Raw genomic sequence first — 17610 nt, 5'->3', positions numbered from 1 at the left:
TCTCCTTGTCCGATGTCATCTGGCTGGTCCGAACCAGCGGTCCAGGGCCATCGGCAGGTCGTGCCGGCTGCCCGGCGCGGCCCAAGCGATATGGCCATCCGGCCGCACCAGCAGCGCAGTGGTGCCCACGAGTTGGTCCGCGGCGCCGGATCGGTCGGGTGTCGCGGTCACCAGATCGATCCGGTCTGTCCATCCGGCGGCCCGGCGACGCAGCGCCGGATTGTCCGCGAGGTCGAGCAGCACACCGCGGCCGGACCGCAGCAGTTCGGCGGTATCGGTCGCACGGCCGTTCCGGGTCAGCGATGTCCGGGGCAGCCGCGCGCCGAGCATGGGATGCGTCCCGCCGCCGACGTCATAGCGGATGTCGAGGCCGCTGACGCGGGCAGCGAGATGGCGCTCCACCGCAGGAATTCCGACCAGTTCGGTGAGTACCTCGCGCAGCGGCGCCACTTCCTCGCCACCGAGGATGAACAGACTCTGCGCACGGGTGTTGACCAGCAACTTGCGGCCGACCTCGTGCCGCTCGGTGTGATAAGTGTCCAGCAGTGCCTCCGGCGCGGTTCCCCGCAGAACCGCACCCAGCTTCCAACCCAGGTTCACCGCGTCCTGGATGCTGGTGTTCATCCCTTGGCCGCCCGCGGGCAGGTGGACGTGCGCGGCATCACCGGCCAGCAGGACCCTGCCGCGCCGATAGGTGGTGACCAAGCGCGCGGCGTCACCGAAAGCGCTCACCCACACCGGCTCTCCGTGCGAGATATCGGTTCCGGTCAACCGCTTCCAGATATCGGCCACCTCGGCGAAGCTCGGTGGGCCGGTACGCCGCTGTGGCGGTATCCCCCGTTCGCTGACGATGATCCGGTGTGCGCCATCGGGTAGCCGCGCGGCCATCACCATGCCGCCGGGCAGCACCTCGCCGATCATCCGCGGCGCGATCTCCACACCGCGAATATCAGCGAGATACAGTTCCGTCGTCGCCGGGGTGCCAGGGAAGTCGAAACCCACCGATCGGCGCACCACGCTGCGCCCGCCGTCGCAGCCGACGACGTACCGCGCCGTAAGGGCTCGCCCATCGCGTAGCCGCGCCGTCACCCGGTCGGCGTCGGGATCGATGCCGATCAGCTCCTGACCGCGCTGGATGTCGGCGCCCAGCTCGGCCGCCCAGGATTCGAGTACGGTTTCGGTCGTCGATTGCGGCACGGTGCGTGCCGCCCGCAGCGGCGCGCCCAGCACCTCGAGATCCAGCGCGATGCCGCCGAAATGCCCGGCCGAGCTGACCTCCAACTCGCCGAAGCGGGGCAGCAGGCCGCGCTGGTCGAACACCTCCATGGTGCGCAGCGTGAGACCGATGCCGCGCGATTCGCCGCTGCGCTCGGAAAGCTTCTCCAGGACAACGACATCCACACCGGCCAGGCGAAGTTCGGCGGCCAGCATGAGCCCGGCCGGGCCCGCTCCGACGATGATCACCGATGCGTCCACGTTCGATTGCGCAACGTCCATCTTCAACTCCTCGATTCCGTTCATGCGGCGGTCGTTTCGGAGTCCACGAGCCGGCAAATGGTCGCGCCGGCACTCAGCGTGGCGCCGACCGATGCGGTCAGGTCACGGACCACGCCCGCCCGGTGCGCGGTCAACGGCTGCTCCATCTTCATCGCCTCGACGACCACGACCAGGTCCCCGGCGTCGACGCGTTGTCCCTCTGCGACAGCGACTTGCACGACGGTGCCCTGCATCGGGGCGAACAGCGTCGCGTCCGACGACCCGGCAGGTCCCGCCGAGCCGGTTCGCCGCCGGAAGTGCCCCGCGGGGCGGACAACGGCAGGTCGCCCCGCAGGGGCGACAGCGGGCAGTGAGACCTCCAGTCGCCGCCCGCCGATCTCCACCACCACGGTCTCGCGTTCCGGCGGTTCCGCCACGGCGGAGTCGAGCGGCTGGGCCGCGATCCGATTGTCGAACTCGGTCTCGATCCAGCGGGTGTGCACCCGGAACGGGTCACCGATGAACGCGGGATCCTCGACTACCGCCCGGTGGAACGGCAGCGTGGTCGGCAGCCCCTCGACCACGAACTCGGCCAGCGCCCGGGCCGCGCGCCGCAGGGCCTGCTCCCGCGTCGCGCCGAGAACAATCAGCTTGGCCAGCAACGAATCCCACGCGGGGCCGACCACGGTGCCCGACTCGACTCCGGTGTCGAGCCGGACACCCGGCCCCGACGGCGGCGCGAATCCTGTGACAGTGCCCGGCGCGGGCAGGAACCCCCGGCCGGGGTCCTCACCGTTGATCCGGAACTCCACCGCGTGCCCGCGCGGTTCGGGGTCGTCGTAGCCCAGCGGCTCGCCGTTCGCGATCCGGAACATCTCGCGCACCAGGTCGATTCCGGTGACCTCCTCGGTCACCGGGTGTTCCACCTGCAGGCGGGTGTTGACCTCGAGGAACGAGACCACGCCGTCCCGGCCGATCAGGAACTCACACGTCCCGGCGCCGACATAGCCCGCGTGCGCGAGAATCGCCTTGGAGGCCCGGTAGAGCTCGGCACGCTGGTCCGCGGTGAGGAACGGCGCGGGCGCTTCCTCCACCAACTTCTGGTGTCGGCGCTGCAACGTGCAGTCCCGAGTGGAGACGACCACGACATTGCCGAAAGTATCTGCTAGACACTGGGTTTCCACATGCCGCGGCGCGTCGAGATAGCGCTCGACGAAGCACTCACCGCGGCCGAAGGCCATCGTCGCCTCGCGGACCGCCGAGTCGAACAGTTCCGGAATCTCCGCGCGGACCCGAGCCACCTTCAACCCACGTCCACCGCCGCCGAAGGCCGCCTTGATAGCGATCGGCAGCCCGTGCCGATCAGCGAAGGCCATCGCTTCCCCGGCCTCGGCGACCGGCTCCGGTGTGCCCGGGACCAGCGGTGCACCGACCGCCCGGGCGATCCGGCGCGCGGCGACCTTGTCGCCGAGCATGCGGATCGCGGCCGGAGGAGGGCCGATCCAGGTGAGTCCGGCGTCGATTACCGCCTGCGCGAAATCAGCGTTCTCGGAAAGGAACCCGTAACCGGGGTGCACGGCGTCGGCACCGGATTCGATCGCGACGCGCAGGATCTTGCCCGCATCGAGATAGCTCGTCACCGGAGTGTCGCCGCCGAGTGCGTAGGCCTCGTCCGCCAACCGTGCGTGCATGCCGTCACGATCCGGATCGGCGTAGACAGCCACGGCGGTGAGTCCGGCGTCTCGGCAGGCGCGGGCAATTCGCACCGCGATCTCGCCTCGATTGGCAATGAGCACCTTACGCATATCCGCATCCCTCGCAGCACAGTGGATTTCAGACGAAGCAGGCCCGGCGCCGATGCGGGGCGACAGCAAAAGAATCTCGAATTCGATTCGGCGGCAATGCCTTTGCCGAACAATGGAAATGCTCCGGCAGATCCCGGGGCGGTTCAAGGCCGGACGGGCAACCCTACGGTCCGACCGTAGGTTTCTCCCCCGGCGGCACCGGCGCACCCGTAGGTTCTTTGCGGCGACCACAGGTGAAAAAGATCGCGGCCGCGACGCATACCGCAGCGAGCCCGCCGAGGGAGACCACCGGCCGCACCCCCACACGATGGGCGAAGAATCCGACCGCGAGCGCGGCCAGCGGCGTCACCCCTTGCACAATCGTCGTATAGACCGCGATGACGTGCGTCCGATACGCCGGGCCGCTGCCGAGTTGCAGATGATGGTTCGTGGCTTGCAGAAAGGCCGTCATCGCCGCGCCGCAGAGGACCAGCAGGAGCATCGCCACCGGCAGATAGGTCGCTAACCCGAGCGCGGCCTCCGCACCGCCGAGCAGGGCCGCGTACCCGAGTGCGGCATGCAACGACGGCCGGCCCCGACCGCCGACCAGCAGCGCCGCGAGCAGCGACCCGGCTGCCAACGCGGCGGTGACAAGCCCGAACGCCGCCGGATTCACCTCGAACGCGCTCTTGGCCAGCAGCGGTGCGGTGACCCGCAGATTCAGCGCGAAGAAGCCGACCCCGGCGAGCAGGACGGTCGCCCACATCAGCGAGTCGCTGTTCCGTATGCGCCGCCATCCCCGCAGCACATCCAGTGCGGCGGCGCGTGGAGCGGCCGATACCAGGTCACCGGGCCGCATCAGCACCAGGCCGAGCACGGTGGCCGAGTAGCTCACCGCATTGACCGCCATCGCGGTCCCGGTACCGAAGAGGCCGATGAGCAAACCCGCGGCGGCCGGACCGCAGAGTTGCGCGACGCTGAAATACATCGCACTCAGCGCGGAGGCATCCCGAAACCGCTCGTCACCGACGATCTCGCTGATGAACGACATGCGAATCGGCGTCTCGATCGACATGACGATCCCGATGGCGAGTGCGACCAGATACAGCTGCCACAGCTCCACCCGGCCCGACAGCACCACTACCGCCTGAATCGAGGCCACAAGCGCCGCTGCGAGATTCGCGATGACCAACAGCGTCCGTTTGGCGATTCGATCGGCGAGCAGCCCCGCTCCGACCGGCAGCAGCACGGCCGGCGCGAACTGGCACACCGTCAGCAGAGCCAGCGCCATCGCCGAATCGTCCGTCAGCTCCAGCACCAGCCAGTCCTGGGCCGCCACCATCATCCAGGTTCCGGTCACCGAGGTGACCTGGCCCGCCACGAAGAGCCGGAAATTGCGGATCGCCAGCACCGAGAACCTCGAACCCGGCCGATCGGCGAACCGCCTCAGTACGCGGTCCACGGGAACGACTGCCCGAGTGCGGGTTTCAGGCGCACGAGCGCGTCGTCATCGCCTCGTGCAGCTCGTGCCGACCCGAAATCCCAAGTTTGCGATACACATTCGACAGATGGAACTCCACCGTGCGTACCGTCAGGAACATGATCTCGGCAATCGCCTTGTTGCGGTGGCCGTCCCGGGCCAGACCCGCGATCTTGCGTTCCTGTCTGGTCAGCTCGAGCGTATGGCGCCGATCCCCGATCATGGACAGTACGGTCTCGATCCGCCTCGACCAGGCCGTGTTTCCCGCGACCGCATCCGCGGCCGCCGCCAAAGTGGCACGGGCACCCGCGGTGTCGCCGCGCTCGGCATACAGCAACCCCAAATCGCACAGTGTCGGCACCAACTCGTGTCTGGCGTTCACGAGTTCGAGTAGTTCGACCGAGCGTTCCAGCAGTTCGGTGGATCGATGATCGCGCAGCGCCATCCCGAGGGCATGCAACGCGCACCCGACCGCACCGGGCGACCCCCACCGCCGGGCCGCCGCCAATTCCTCTTCGGCGAGGGCTGTGGCGAGATCGGTGCGATCCAGCGCGAGGGCGACCAGGGCCGCCCTGGAACGCCACGGAATGACCGCCGGATTGGTCACATTGAGCGTCGTCAGCACCCGGCCGCATTCCAGGTAGTCGGCGAGACTCCGCTCGATCCGACCGCCGGCCAGGTAGAGGGCGCCGCGAGCGGCCAGCACGTGCGCCCGATCCGACAGTGTCTCGATCGGAGCGGCCCGATCCCCGAGCACCAGCCGATAAGCCTGCTCGGTATCGCCCGCCTGTACCAGGGCCGCGACGAGCCAGGCGACCGTCCGCCCGTGCAGTGCGGCCGGAACTCCTTCGGCCAGAAGTACTTTCATGTCAGCGACCGCGGCGTCCGTATCGCCGGTCAGGCTCGCGACCCGGGCGCGCACCAGCGTGATCACCTGCAGCATCGAGCGTGACGGCCGACCCTCCCGCACGATCCGATCGCAGTGCGCCGAGACGTCGGTGAACCGGTCCGCGTAGATCAAATCCAGCAGTGCCGCCCAGGCGCGCGCCGCCTCGGGACGGCCGTTCATCCCGGAGAGCGTCGATTCGGCGCGTTGAATCGCCGCCGACCTGTGCACGCCTCGATATGCGAATTGGATGTCCGCGCCCTGAGTTTCATCCCCGTCGGCCATGACGGAATACTCGTTCCCCCATTTCCGCCGGTCCGCCACGCTATTCATTGTCCCCTCGCAATTGTTCACCGTCACAGCGTCTCGAATGATTCCGCGACATCGAATGCCTCATCGCGACGACTCCATGGCTCGAGCGGCCGAGTAAATGACCAGCGACTGCGGCGGCTCCTTGTCCAGCAGTATTCGTCCGTATAGATCCCGCAATTCCCGGCAGGGTTCGACACCGAGTTCGGTGGCGAGTACGCGACGTGCCACCGTGAAGGTGTGCAGCGCCTCCGCACGGCGACCGGAACGGTGCAGCACGCGCATCAACTGTCCGTAATAGATTTCGTGCAAGGGGTACTGGCGCACCATTTCGCGGAGCAGACCGATGGTCGTCCAAGCGCGGTCGCGATCCCACTGGGTTTCGACGAAGAGCACCACGCATTCGGTCCGAAGTTCTTCCAGCCAGGCGGTATACGCGCTGATCGCGGCGTTGTCCTGGAGGTCGGGGAGCACCGGTCCGCGCCACATGCGCAAGGCCGCGCCCAGCAGTCCCGCCGCCGCTTCCCGATCACCGGCGCGCGACGCGGTCCGCCCCCGCTGAACCAGCTCGCGGAAAACCCGCAGATCGACGTCGTCGGTTCCGGTGGTCAGTCGATAGCCGGGCTTCCGGGTAACCAGGGCCGTACCGTCCGTGCCGGCGAGACCCTTACGAAGCTGGGATATATAGACGTGCAACGCGGCATGGGCCCGGCGGGGCGGGCGGCCGTTCCATAATTGGTCGACGAGGTGCGCCGTGGATACGGTTTGATTGTCCTGCATCAGCAGGATAACGAGCAATGCCTGGACTTGTCGCGGCAGAGCCGGACCCGCGCTTCCGTCGGGCGCGACTATCTGTAGAGTACCGAGCAGCTGATATTTCAACGTCGCCCCCAGGAGAACTTCGATTTCTATCGGGCGTACTCAGTTTTTCATCCCCGGCGGTATCCGCGCATCGGCAAAAATACCGCATGGTCAGTAATCTGAATCACAGGGGCGACGTGGACAGCGGGAACGTACCGGCGCTCAAGGCCGCCAGGGCCGCACGCGAACTGATGTTGAGCTTGCGGTAGATACGGGCCAAGTGCGCATCGACGGTGCGCGGGCTGACACCGAGCTGTTCGGCGATCTCGCGGGTCCGCATCCCGGTAGTGGCGATCAGCCGGGCGATCTCCCGTTCACGTCCGGTCAACTCGGCGAACGCGGGCGTCGGATCGAGGAGTTCGGGGTCCAGCCGGCCGAGCATCCGGGCGACCTCCTCGGCCGCCTCATACACCCCTGCCGAAGCACACTCGCGCGCAAGCTGTTTGGTGAGAACGAGCAGCGCCGTCGCTGCCGCGGTGTCGCCGGCTTCGGTGGCCGAGCGCGCCGCCTCGAGCAGGGCACGCGCTTGCGCTCCGGGCATCTTCGCGATCGAGAACAGCTCGGCTGCTTCCTCATACCGCCGGGCCGCGGCCCGAACATCACCGCGGCTGCGATCGAGATGTCCACGCGCGGTGATCACGAACGCGTGCTCCTGCGGCAGCGACGCCGCGGCGGACTCGGCCGCGTACTCGGCCCACCGGTCGGCGGCAGCCGACGCGTGCACCGACGCGGCGGTCAGCGCCTGGTAGCAGCGCGGTCTCAAAGATGATGGCAGGTCCCGCAATTCGACTCCGCCACCGGCTCGCAGGACGAGCGACGCGGACAATTCGAAGTCTTGGATCAGCAACGCCGCATCCGCCAATGCCAGCACCGCGATTCGGGTCCATCGGGAATCTCGCGGCCACAGCGCACACATCGCCTCGTAGTCGTCGGCGTCGCCAACGGTGCGATGTAATCGCCGAGTGGTGGCGACGTTGCGCGCCTGAAGTCCGATGATCAAGGCCGGCTCGCTGTCGTCGACCAACTCGTGCTGCGCCGCGGCGGCCTCCAGGATCGCGCGCTCCGCCTCGACGAAGCGGCCGAGTTCTTGATAGGTGTAACCCAATCCGGCGAGCAGGACGGGATGGAGGTAGTTGTCGCCCTGGCGGCCCGCCAGCAGGACACCCCGGCTGAGATGACGCTCGGCCTCGGCGAGATGCCCGACGAGGGCCTCCGCCCAACCCAGCACCGCGAAACAGGCCGGACTGGTGGCGAAGGCGGAATCCGGTGTGCTGTCGACGATCCAGGCGCACCGGGCCAGGGTCACCGACGACTGCGTGGTAGCTCGATGCCATACCTCACGCAGGCCGCACAGCGCGGAAACCATCGCGCACTGCGCGGGATCACCGGCGACCTCGGCCAACCGCCGCAGCTCGGCGAGATCGTGGCAGGACGGGAGATCACCGGTCAGGAACTGCGCCGTGCCTTTGGCGAGCAGCAACGCGAGGGTCTCGGTCGGACTACGGAAATCTCCGGTGCCGAGCGCGGTCCGGAGGATTTCCAGCGCCTCGGCGTACCCGCCGAACGACGCGGTGACCACGGCGCAGAACTCGATCGCGTCGACCGTGACGGCGGGCACCCACGTCTGAAGCTCCCGCAGCAGGCCGCGGGCCTGATCGATGGCGCCTGCCGCGAAGGACGCGCGCGTCAAAGCGACCAGCACATCGACCCGATCGGGCAGCATCGGTTGCTCGGTCCGGCGCAGCACCGCGGTCAGCCAATGGACTGCCGATTCCGGCGCAGCCGGCATCGCTTCCCCGGCAGCGGCGATCAATACATCGAGATCACGGGCCGTGCTGGCGCCGATGCTCACCAGGTGCGGTGCGCGGGCGATCGGCGGTGCGCCCCGTTTTTCGAGCAGATCGGCGATCCTGCGGTGCGTCCGAGCACGGCGACAGGGGTCGGCCTGTGCGAGCACCAGCGCACCGACCAGGCAGTGCCGGATGGTGAGACCGTCCTGGTGTGCCGAACACCGCCGCACCAGGTCCCGGCCGAGCAGCGCGGTGGCCGCCGCGCAGACCTGACTCCGATCCAGCCGGGTAACCGCCGTGAGGGTGTCCACATCGCAGGGCTCACCGACAACGGCTACGGCCTCCAAGACAGTCAATTGAGCCGGATCCAATGTCACGATCTCGCTCAATACCCTTGCGCCGAAAGCGGTATCGGCCAAGTCCAGGCCGGGCTCGGTCGCGAGTTCACACAATGTCCGCAGATAGAGCGGATTGCCGCCGGCTCTGCGATACAGATCCGCGAGTACCGGATCCTCAGGGCCCAATTCGAGCAGCTCCGCCGCCCGGGTTATCGGCAACGACTCGAGGACGATCCGGAAGGCGGCTTCGGAGTCCGGACTGTTGACCAGAAAAGCCTGTGCGCGCGGCGGAATCGGTCGCGGGCGGCGGGCGAGTATCACGGTGAGCGGTGTCGGCGTGGCGCATCGCAGCAAAAAGCCGATCAGCTCGATCGAGCCGTCGTCGGCCAGATGAAAATCGTCGAGCACGATCATCGCCCCACGCCCCGGAGCCTCGCCGAGCAGCCGGCGGATCGCGCTGAGCAGCCTCCCGTCCAGCACCGGGCCCGCGCCGACCGGCGCACTGAGCCGGGTCAGTACCTCGACGGCGGCCGGGGAGAGCTCGGCGCGGGCACCCAACGCGTTGATCACCGGCAGGAACGGAGTGCGGGGATCGGCCTCCGCGCAATGGGCGACCAGCGTCGGCACGCCATTGCGCTCCGCCGCCCGCTGCACCGCCCCGAGTAGATACGTCTTACCGGAGCCCGGATCACCGACGATATCGATCAGAGTGACGCCGGTAGGTTTGGCCCCGATCCGCTCGAGCACCTGCGCGAGTTCAGCGTCACGAATGATGTGATCGGAACGTCGCTGCCTAGGACCGCCCACGAGTTCGCCCCCTACATCCAGTCGAACCTGCGATGCCACTATGCATTCGGCGCGAAGCGACAGGTCCGGAGATACCCGGGCATTTTTCCGACCCGGATATCGAAACCAACCCATTGTTCAAGGCACTCGGCGCGAACCACGATGTACTATAAAGCCGATCCCCCAGTTGATGCCGATACCGATCTTATCTCGACACTTTCGAGTTCAGCTCGGCGAGCATGTTTGAAAGTGGCGAACATCACACCTCTGTCGGATTTACCCAGATCGGCGAGTGTGGCAAATCCAGCACTCGTCATTAATAATCCGCGAGTAGCTACCGATTGACTGTCATGGAATTGCGGCAATCAATCACGGTGGCCGATCGATAGCTGTCCCGGGGTGTGTATTACAGGCCGGTCGGAGGCCTCGGCTTTTTCCGCCGACTCGGCGTCGTCGTGCCGACGCTGGGCGGAGAGGATGTCCGCCGCGTGCTGATCGCTCCATTCGACCAGCCCGCGCAGCCGCTCCGCCAGATCGCGCCCAAGCGCGGTGAGCGCGTAGGAGACTCGCGGCGGGCTACTAGGCTCCACACTGCGTTCGGCCAAGCCGCTACGGACCAGCGCACGCAGGTTCTGCGCGAGCATCTTGTCGCTGATCCCGCCGATTCGGTCACGTAACTGGGCAAATCTCAGCGGCCCCGGATCGAGCGCGATGAGAATGAACAGTCCCCATCGACCGGTTACCTGTTCGAACACCGGCCGACCCGGGCAGTCCTTCGGGAAGACGTCGGTCAGCGGCAGCGAGGTAGCCATCAGTCCTCTATTCTTTCCGGTCCGTAAGGAGCTAACTAAATAGTAAGTTCTTTCCAGCGGGAGGCGCAATCTATATCGTGAGCACATGGCCGAAATTAATGTGGAATTCTGGTTCGACTATTTGTGCCCCTGGTGCTATATCGGTAAAAGGCGGTTCGAGGCCGCTCTCGCCGATTTCGATCGGGACGAGGACGTGCGAGTGCGTTGGCGCAGCTATGACCTGCACCCCGGCGAGAGCAAAGTACCGGATCTGACCATCCCGCGTCGCCTGGAGCGCGATCTCGGGCTCACGCGGGCCGCCGCCGAGGCCGCTGTGGACCAGGTCGGCGCACTGGCCGCGGAAGTCGGTCTCGATTATCGGATGCGCGATGCGCTGCTGGTGAATTCGTTCGATGCGCACCGCCTGACGCACTTCGCGGCCGCGGCGGGCCGCGATCACGAAGTGCGGGAACGGCTGCTGCGGGCTTACACCGGCGAGGCCGCGAATCTCGCCGATCACCACACCTTGCTCAGGCTCGGCCTCGAAGCCGGACTCGAGGAGGACGCGGTGCGGGCTCTGCTGGACAGCGACGACTACGCCGATTCGGTGCGTACGGACCACCGCGAGGGGCGGCGGCTCGGAGTCTCCGGCGTCCCGACCGCGATCATCGATCAGCGGTTCACGGTGGGCGGCGCGCAGCCCTCGGCGGTATACCTCGAAGCGCTACAGCAGGCCGCGCTCAGCGCAGCAGCGCAATGATCTCGGCGAACGAATCCATCTCGCTCTCCATGACATTGAAGTAACTGAAGCCGAATTTCGCCCGCAAAGCGCGCAGCTTGTCCGCGTTCTCGGCGGGCGTGCCGATCAGGATGGACGGGTGCTCGGCCAGTTCGTCGGGCGAGAATGTCACGTCGTTCTGCCAGACGTCGGTGATTCCGGTGCGCGTTCCGGGTGGCAGCACCCGATGCACCGGAATGCCGAACTGCACCTGGTGGATCCGCTCACCGAGCTGAGCTTCGACGAACGCGACCCGGTCGCGGATCTCGGCCATATCGGCCAGCCGTAGCGGATCTCCATCCGGCACCGGCGCCGATCCGGAGAAACCGATGACATCGGCGTGCCGTGCGGCCAGCCGGAGCACACGGTCACCGCGGCCCGCGATCACTACGGGCGGTCCCGACGGCTGTACGAATCGCGGCCGAAACTCGGGATCGCCCAGCACCTGGCGAAATTCCGCGGTCGCGCGTTCCAGCAGAGTCACTCGCTCGCCGGCGGGCCGCCACGGTAGGCCCGCGTTCTCGAATTCGGCGCGGCTGTAGCCCGCCCCGAGGCCGATCTCGATCCGCCCGCCGGAGTATTGGTCCAGCGTCGCGTAGTCTCGCGCCAGCACCCTCGGCTGATAGAGGGTGCTGCTGGAGACATAGATTGCCAGCCGCAGCCGCTCGGTGGCTTCGGCCACGACGGCGATCGTCGGGACCGGCGCGAAGGCGCCGAGATGATCCGAGACCGCCATGACGTCATAGCCGAGTTGCTCGGCCCGGCGGGCCTTGTGAATCCAGCCGTCCCGGTCGGCAGGACTGAAAACACAGACGGTGAACCGGAAATCTCGCTCATGGATCGTAGTCATCGCACCCTCCGGGGAATGTTTGTACGGCGTCGATTCGAGGTGGTCAGCGTTCGAAGGGATGGTCGGTGCGTGCGGTGCGCAGCGCCCGCGCCCACCAGACCAGCCGGTCCAGCATCGTTTTCGCGGCGCTCTCGGCGCTCTCGAAGTCCCGCGGATTCGCACCGTCGAAGGTGTCCCACGGATTGTGAAAACTCAGTGACTCCCGGATGCTCACGGCGTGCAGTTCGGCGAAGATCTGCCGCAGGTGTTCCACGGCCCGCAGGCCACCGCTCATCCCGCCGTAGGACACGAAAGCCACTGCCTTCGCGGCCCATTCATCGAAGAACCAGTCGATCGTGTTTTTCAGCGCGGCAGGCAGAGTGTGGTTGTATTCCGGAGTCACCACGATGAACGCGTCCGCCGCGCCGAGCCGGACCCCGAGTGCGTCGCGGACTTTCGCGGTCTCGGTATCCGGCGCGCGATCCGGCTCCGGCATCACCAGCGGCAGCAAATAGTCCCTGAGATCGATAACGTCGACGACGAGTCCCGAGTAAGCCTCGGCTCGCGCTGCCGTCCAGCGCGCGGCGGTCGGCCCGAATCTGCCGTCCCGGACACTTCCGATGATGATCGCGACACGCAGCGGTTGGTCGGTCATGAGTGAAACTCTCTCTCGGGCAAGTTCTTTCGCAATCCCGCGACTGCGATCCCGCAGCCGAGCGCCCCGGCCGCCGCGATGACGAGCAGCGCGGGACGGTAGCTGCCGGCGGCACTGAGCAAGATGCCGGTGACTGCCAGCAGTACGCCCGCGCCCAGCTGGACACCGGTCTGGTAGCAGGCCACGGCCACCGGCCTGAGCCGTGGTTCGATCGTCGACGTCGACTGCATGTTGAGCGCGGCGAACGACAGCACCAGTCCGGTCTCGATCAACAACAACACCGGCAGCAAACCCGCCGGATACGGCGCCGGCACGGGTCGCCAGAGGTACAACAGGTCACCCAGGACCGCTGCCCCCGCCCCGATCGCGATCAACCGGACGGTCCCGAACCGCCGGACCAGCCCACCCGCGAACGGCACCGAGATCACCAGCGGGACGCAGGCGGGAAGCAGGGCAACCGCGATCTGCCAGGACGGCCATTCATAGCGTTCACTCAGCTGGATCGAGATGAGTAGCAACAGACCGATATACGCACCGTTGAGGGTGGCAGCGCCCAGGGTCGAGCGCATCAGCGAACCGTCGCGCAACACCGCGGCGGTGAGCCGTGGCAGCCGCGGGGCGGGTGCGGACGGGATGACCTTCGGCGCGACCAGCAATAGCACCAGCGCGACCGCCGCCGGTGCGAGAAACGTCCAGCGCCAGTCCCATTCGGCGAACGAACCGGAGAGCAGCAATCCGATCGTGAACCCGGACGCGCCGAACAATGAATAGATGGTGACCGCACGCCGCTGTCGAGGTCCGTCCGGAAAGGCCGTACTGATCAAAGCCAGGCCGGCGGGCGCGGTCAGCGCGACGCAGCACCCCTTGACGACGCGAGCGGCGATCAACACCGCCGTGTTTTCCACGACACCGCCGGCCACCGAGGCCACCGTGAATGCCAGCATCGCCCCGAGATAGATTGCGCGCCTGCCCCATCGGGCGGTCAGGGCCGGGCCGAGCACGATGAAGGCGGCGAAGCCGAAGGCGAACCCGCTCAGCATCCACTGCGTCGTGGCCAGCGGGACACCGAGTTGGCGGCCGATGGCGGGCATCGCGAGCAGGAGCACGGAGCCTTCGATCGAGTCCAGCACCATATTGCCGGACAGCACGAACAGCAGGACCCACTTGCCGCGCTCGGCGCGGGTCGTGCCCGGCGGCGCGGGTGGCGCGCTCATGCGAGGTCGATTCGATTGCCGCTGAAGTTGTTTCGCATATCTGGCCCCGTTCCGGACTACATGTTCAGCGAGATCCGGCGCAGCACATCGTTGGCGACGAGGAATTCGTCCTCGGTGATCCCGGCGAGAATGTCGACAGCCTGGGTGTTCACCACGACTTCTGCCCGCTCGTGGGCGGCGACACCGGCTTCGGTGAGCGAAATGGTGTCGCCCGCGACGGTTGCCCAGCCGCGGTCGACGAAGTCGGTCACGATCGTGGCGTAGGTTCGCAGGCCGTCCACGACCAGGAACGGCGCGAACGCGGTGTCGATCTCCACCTGTTTCCGCACGCCGATGGCCAGCGCGTGCAGAACCTGCCACTTCCTGCGGTCCAGCCCCTGGTCGCGTAATGCCGCGGCCATATCGTCTTCGAACAGCTGGTGCAGCAGTAGCAGCCAATAGCCGAGCCGTTTGGTCGTGTTCTGCTGGAGCATCGAAAGAGCCTTTCCGTCAGATCATCACACCGCTCACCGGTGATCAAAGGATCCGTGGCAAGGCCAAAGAAGATCTAAATTCGGGCCGACTCGGATTCAGCTCCGCGGCCGACCGCTCGCAGCAACAGCTCGCGCAGCTGGTCCTGGTCCCCCGCGGTCAATTCGCCGAGCGGGGACTCCAGCGACATCACGTGCAGCAGTTCGGTGCGCAGGTCGCGACCGCGCGGGGTGAGGACCAATTGCTTGGCGCGCCGGTCGTGTGGATGGGGCCGGCGTTCGACCAGGTCCAGATTCTCCATCTTGTCGATGACGAAGGTGATGTTCGACGGCTCGCAGGCCATCCGATCGGCCAACTGGCGCATGGTCAGCGCCGCGCCCAGCTCGTGCAGCGCCATCGCCTGCGGGGCGGTGAGACCGAGGCCGGCGGCGCAGACGTGGACATGGTCCTGGATCTGCCGGGCCAGCTGATTGACCAAGCCGCACAGATCGCGTGCGGACAATTCGGCGCTCGACCTGGCGTTTCCCATGAGACCAGCGTAGCAAACAGCATCAAGCCTGAATACTTGCAGCTTTAATAGTTCTGGCTTTAAGCTAATCGCACTGCGCAGTGCCCGCTCTTCACCATCCCGAAAGGCATTGACCGATGACAGACACCAACGACCGCGCGCCCGCCGCGGTCGCCGACGAGCCGGCCGATGCCGAGCCACGCATGACATCCCGTCACCGACTCACCCTGGCCGCGCTCCTCGGCGCGACGTTCATGATCGCCGTCGACTTCTCGATTCTCACCGTCTCGCTACCGGTCATCGGCGAAGACCTGGGGTTCTCCCTCAGCAATCTGCAATGGATCATCACCGCCTTCGCGCTCGCCTCGGCGGGGTTCATGCTGCTGTTCTCGCGCATCGGCGACCGCATCGGGCGGCGCCGGATATTCCTCGCGGGGATCGCCGTGCTCACCGTCGGTTCGCTGATCGGCGGGCTCGCCCAGGATCCGGGCGTGCTGCTGGCCGCGCGGGTAGCCCAGGGTCTGGCCACCGCGGCGGTACTGCCCGCCGCTCTCGCACTGCTGACCACCTCGTTCCCGGAAGGTCCGCTGCGCAACAAGGCCCTGAGTTTCAACGGCGCATTGCTGTCGCTCGGGTTCGCCTTCGGCGCCCTGCTCGGCGGGGTGCTCACCGATCTGCTCAGCTGGCGTTGGAACTTCTTCGTCAACGTGCCGGTGGGAATCCTTATTTTGATCTGCGCGCCACTGGTGCTCGCGCCCAGTCGGGGCGAACAGGCCAAACGACTGGATCTGCCGGGCGCGTTCACCGTCACCCTGGGCCTGCTCGCACTGATCTACGGCCTCACCGGCGCCCAGACCAACGGATGGGCCAGCGCCGAAACTCTGGTGACCCTCCTGATCGCCGCCGCCCTGCTGACTGCATTCATCCTCATCGAACTCCGCGCCCCGGAGCCGCTCGCGCCCCTGCGGGTGCTCACCAGGAAGACGGTGAAGTGGGGCAATATCGCCGGGCTGTTCACTCTGTCCATGCAAAGTGGGCTCTCGTTCCTGCTCACCATCTATATGCAACAGGTCCTCGGTCTTTCCGTACTCACCACCGGACTGGCCTTCGCCCTGCTCGGTCTCGGCGTGTTCAGCGGCGGCATGATCGCACCGAAGGTCGTCGCCCGCTTCGGGCCTCGGGATACCCTCATCCTCGGCCTGATCGTGCAAGCCGTCGCGACCGCCGCCCTGCTGCTGATCGGCGAGCGGACCGGCACCGGCATGACAGTCCTGCTCATCGCTTCCGCGATCAGCGGAGTCGGCCACGTCTGGGCCGTCGTCTCCTACACCATCACCGCCACCTCGGCCCTGCCCGACAGTGAACAGGGTTTGGCCACCGCATTGGCCTCACTGACCCAGCAAATCGGCTTCACACTCGGCACTCCCATTCTCAGCGCCATCGCCGTGGCCTGGATGGGAGTATCCGGCGACCTTGCCTCTCAACCACCCGACACCATCCTCGGCGGGGTCCGATTCTCGATCCTGGTCGACGCCCTCATCGTGCTACTCGGTGCCGTACTGGTCGCCGCGTTCCTCCGCGCCAAACACCTTGACGCCGAAGAGAAGACAGTCGACACCGAACTGTCGCCCGCCCCTGCGTGAGCATCGGAGAGATAGAGCCGTGGGTCGGAAACCTGCGGCTCTATTTCCGCACAGGCGTACCGCGCGCGCTGACCGGATCGCACCGAAAAGCGCCTTCGACTGGCTGATTCAGGTCCGCCTGACAGGCCCGAAGCGTAGTGTTATTCGGCATGGACGCACGTCAGGATTTCGACAAAGATCGTCCAACCGTAGCGCTCGCGGGCACGTGGGCGGTCAGATACGCAAAACCGGACGATCTGGTCCATCTGACTATTCGCCCGACCAGCGGTGCACCCAATTCCACCAGTGCGGTGGGAGTTCGGCTTTCGGCGCTGCCCGGCCTAGCACCGGAGGAACTGCTCTCCCAACATGCGCAAGCGCGCTTCAAGCTTATCCGCGATACCGGGGCCATCGCGTTCGAAGGTCATGTCGGTGCGGGCCAGGGCGGCGGAGAGTTTGTCTTCCAGCCCAGCACGGGGTTCACCGCGGCCATGCGCAGCGTCGGCTACGGAAGTTTCTCCGTCGCAGACCTTTTCCGGCTGGCGATTCACAATATCGGCATGGCCTTTCTCCGGGAGCTGAGCGCTCTGGGCCATCAAGGGGTGCCGGTCGATGATCTGCTGGAGATGCGGATCCACGGCGTCAGCCCGGCGCTGATTCAGGAACTCCAGACACTCGGCTACCGGAACTCGATCACCGTCGAGCAGCTGATTCTCATGCGGATCCACGGCGTGACACCGGAATTCATCCGTGCGCTTCACGATCTCGGCTATGACGGTATTTCGGTCGATGATCTGCTGGAGATGCGGATCCACGGCGTCAGCCCGGCGCTGATTCAGGAACTTCAGACACTCGGCTATCAGAACTCGACCACACCCGAGCAACTGACCATTATGCGAATACATGGCGTGACACCGCAGTTCATTCGCGGCGTCCGAGACCGAGGCCACGATGGCGTACCAGTCGATGATCTGCTGGAGATGCGCATGCATGGCATCGGCGCCTATCGCTGAGCCGTGCCTGACGGGCGGG

At 66.5% G+C, this 17610-nt stretch carries 15 protein-coding genes; 3 read left to right on the top strand and 12 right to left on the bottom strand.

The genetic code is table 11. From position 1 onward, the window contains the following. Positions 1-15: 15 nt before the first annotated feature. From BJ987_RS20110 to BJ987_RS20080, 7 genes are all read right to left on the bottom strand, one after another. Positions 16-1497 (bottom strand): FAD-dependent monooxygenase, encoded by a 1482-nt coding sequence (locus tag BJ987_RS20110; protein WP_245366054.1) that lies wholly within the window; start codon positions 1495-1497, stop codon positions 16-18. Positions 1498-1517: 20 nt separating this feature from the next. Next, entirely contained in the window at positions 1518-3281 is a 1764-nt protein-coding gene (locus tag BJ987_RS20105; RefSeq protein ID WP_209892312.1) for an acetyl/propionyl/methylcrotonyl-CoA carboxylase subunit alpha, read from the bottom strand. A gap of 163 nt (positions 3282-3444) precedes the next feature. After that, on the bottom strand, positions 3445-4722 hold the full coding sequence (locus tag BJ987_RS20100; protein ID WP_209892310.1) for an MFS transporter: 1278 nt from the start codon (positions 4720-4722) through the stop codon (positions 3445-3447). A gap of 25 nt (positions 4723-4747) precedes the next feature. Continuing rightward, positions 4748-5911 carry a helix-turn-helix transcriptional regulator gene (locus BJ987_RS20095; protein ID WP_209892307.1) on the bottom strand — a complete coding sequence of 388 codons (1164 nt, stop codon included), beginning with the start codon at positions 5909-5911 and terminating at the stop codon, positions 4748-4750. A 108-nt stretch (positions 5912-6019) separates the two neighbouring features. Next, entirely contained in the window at positions 6020-6817 is a 798-nt protein-coding gene (locus tag BJ987_RS20090) for an AfsR/SARP family transcriptional regulator (RefSeq protein WP_281070380.1), read from the bottom strand. Between the two features lie 103 nt (positions 6818-6920). Next, a complete protein-coding gene (locus BJ987_RS20085; protein ID WP_245366052.1) occupies positions 6921-9845 on the bottom strand; it encodes an AAA family ATPase in 2925 nt (974 codons plus the stop codon). A 230-nt stretch (positions 9846-10075) separates the two neighbouring features. Further along, positions 10076-10522, bottom strand: coding sequence for a winged helix-turn-helix transcriptional regulator (locus BJ987_RS20080; RefSeq protein WP_209892299.1), 447 nt, complete (start codon positions 10520-10522; stop codon positions 10076-10078). Between the two features lie 85 nt (positions 10523-10607). On the opposite strand from BJ987_RS20080, the gene BJ987_RS20075 reads away from it, so the two are divergent. Further along, positions 10608-11261: a DsbA family oxidoreductase gene (locus BJ987_RS20075; RefSeq protein WP_209892296.1), complete on the top strand. Its 654-nt coding sequence runs from the start codon at positions 10608-10610 to the stop codon at positions 11259-11261. Here the strand turns inward: BJ987_RS20075 and BJ987_RS20070 are convergent. The 5 genes from BJ987_RS20070 to BJ987_RS20050 all read right to left on the bottom strand — a co-directional run bounded on the left by BJ987_RS20070 (position 11242) and on the right by BJ987_RS20050 (position 14977). After that, positions 11242-12129: a TIGR03621 family F420-dependent LLM class oxidoreductase gene (locus BJ987_RS20070; protein WP_209892293.1), complete on the bottom strand. Its 888-nt coding sequence runs from the start codon at positions 12127-12129 to the stop codon at positions 11242-11244. The genes BJ987_RS20075 and BJ987_RS20070 overlap by 20 nt on opposite strands. 43 nt (positions 12130-12172) lie before the next feature. Beyond that, complete coding sequence (locus BJ987_RS20065) at positions 12173-12763, bottom strand: NADPH-dependent FMN reductase (protein WP_209892290.1); 591 nt, start codon at positions 12761-12763, stop codon at positions 12173-12175. After that, positions 12760-13977 (bottom strand): MFS transporter, encoded by a 1218-nt coding sequence (locus BJ987_RS20060; protein ID WP_209892287.1) that lies wholly within the window; start codon positions 13975-13977, stop codon positions 12760-12762. Before BJ987_RS20060 ends, BJ987_RS20065 begins: the two co-directional genes overlap by 4 nt. A gap of 56 nt (positions 13978-14033) precedes the next feature. Then, positions 14034-14450, bottom strand: a complete 417-nt coding sequence (locus BJ987_RS20055; protein WP_209892284.1) for a winged helix DNA-binding protein — start codon at positions 14448-14450, stop codon at positions 14034-14036. Between the two features lie 74 nt (positions 14451-14524). Beyond that, positions 14525-14977: a MarR family winged helix-turn-helix transcriptional regulator gene (locus BJ987_RS20050; RefSeq protein ID WP_209892281.1), complete on the bottom strand. Its 453-nt coding sequence runs from the start codon at positions 14975-14977 to the stop codon at positions 14525-14527. 116 nt (positions 14978-15093) lie between these two features. On the opposite strand from BJ987_RS20050, the gene BJ987_RS20045 reads away from it, so the two are divergent. Together BJ987_RS20045 and BJ987_RS20040 are read left to right on the top strand one after the other, a co-directional pair. Continuing rightward, positions 15094-16599: an MFS transporter gene (locus BJ987_RS20045; RefSeq protein WP_209892277.1), complete on the top strand. Its 1506-nt coding sequence runs from the start codon at positions 15094-15096 to the stop codon at positions 16597-16599. Positions 16600-16748: 149 nt separating this feature from the next. Continuing rightward, positions 16749-17591, top strand: coding sequence for a nucleotidyltransferase family protein (locus BJ987_RS20040; RefSeq protein ID WP_209892274.1), 843 nt, complete (start codon positions 16749-16751; stop codon positions 17589-17591). Positions 17592-17610 lie beyond the last annotated feature (19 nt).

Origin of the sequence: Nocardia goodfellowii (assembly GCF_017875645.1) — a bacterium.
Taxonomy (GTDB): Bacteria; Actinomycetota; Actinomycetes; order Mycobacteriales; family Mycobacteriaceae; genus Nocardia; species Nocardia goodfellowii.
Note: the sequence above shows the minus strand (reverse complement) of the source record. Positions and strands in the feature narration are given on the sequence as shown.

Excerpts from the sequence above, each read along its gene's own strand:
- BJ987_RS20110 (WP_245366054.1), bottom strand. The coding sequence starts at position 1,497 with ATGGACGTTGCGCAATCGAACGTGGACGCATCGGTGATCATCGTCGGA.
- BJ987_RS20105 (WP_209892312.1), bottom strand. The coding sequence starts at position 3,281 with ATGCGTAAGGTGCTCATTGCCAATCGAGGCGAGATCGCGGTGCGAATT.
- BJ987_RS20095 (WP_209892307.1), bottom strand. The coding sequence starts at position 5,911 with ATGGCCGACGGGGATGAAACTCAGGGCGCGGACATCCAATTCGCATAT.
- BJ987_RS20085 (WP_245366052.1), bottom strand. The coding sequence starts at position 9,845 with ATGGGTTGGTTTCGATATCCGGGTCGGAAAAATGCCCGGGTATCTCCG.
- BJ987_RS20080 (WP_209892299.1), bottom strand. The coding sequence starts at position 10,522 with ATGGCTACCTCGCTGCCGCTGACCGACGTCTTCCCGAAGGACTGCCCG.
- BJ987_RS20075 (WP_209892296.1), top strand. The coding sequence starts at position 10,608 with ATGGCCGAAATTAATGTGGAATTCTGGTTCGACTATTTGTGCCCCTGG.
- BJ987_RS20070 (WP_209892293.1), bottom strand. The coding sequence starts at position 12,129 with ATGACTACGATCCATGAGCGAGATTTCCGGTTCACCGTCTGTGTTTTC.
- BJ987_RS20065 (WP_209892290.1), bottom strand. The coding sequence starts at position 12,763 with ATGACCGACCAACCGCTGCGTGTCGCGATCATCATCGGAAGTGTCCGG.
- BJ987_RS20060 (WP_209892287.1), bottom strand. The coding sequence starts at position 13,977 with ATGAGCGCGCCACCCGCGCCGCCGGGCACGACCCGCGCCGAGCGCGGC.
- BJ987_RS20055 (WP_209892284.1), bottom strand. The coding sequence starts at position 14,450 with ATGCTCCAGCAGAACACGACCAAACGGCTCGGCTATTGGCTGCTACTG.
- BJ987_RS20050 (WP_209892281.1), bottom strand. The coding sequence starts at position 14,977 with ATGGGAAACGCCAGGTCGAGCGCCGAATTGTCCGCACGCGATCTGTGC.
- BJ987_RS20045 (WP_209892277.1), top strand. The coding sequence starts at position 15,094 with ATGACAGACACCAACGACCGCGCGCCCGCCGCGGTCGCCGACGAGCCG.
- BJ987_RS20040 (WP_209892274.1), top strand. The coding sequence starts at position 16,749 with ATGGACGCACGTCAGGATTTCGACAAAGATCGTCCAACCGTAGCGCTC.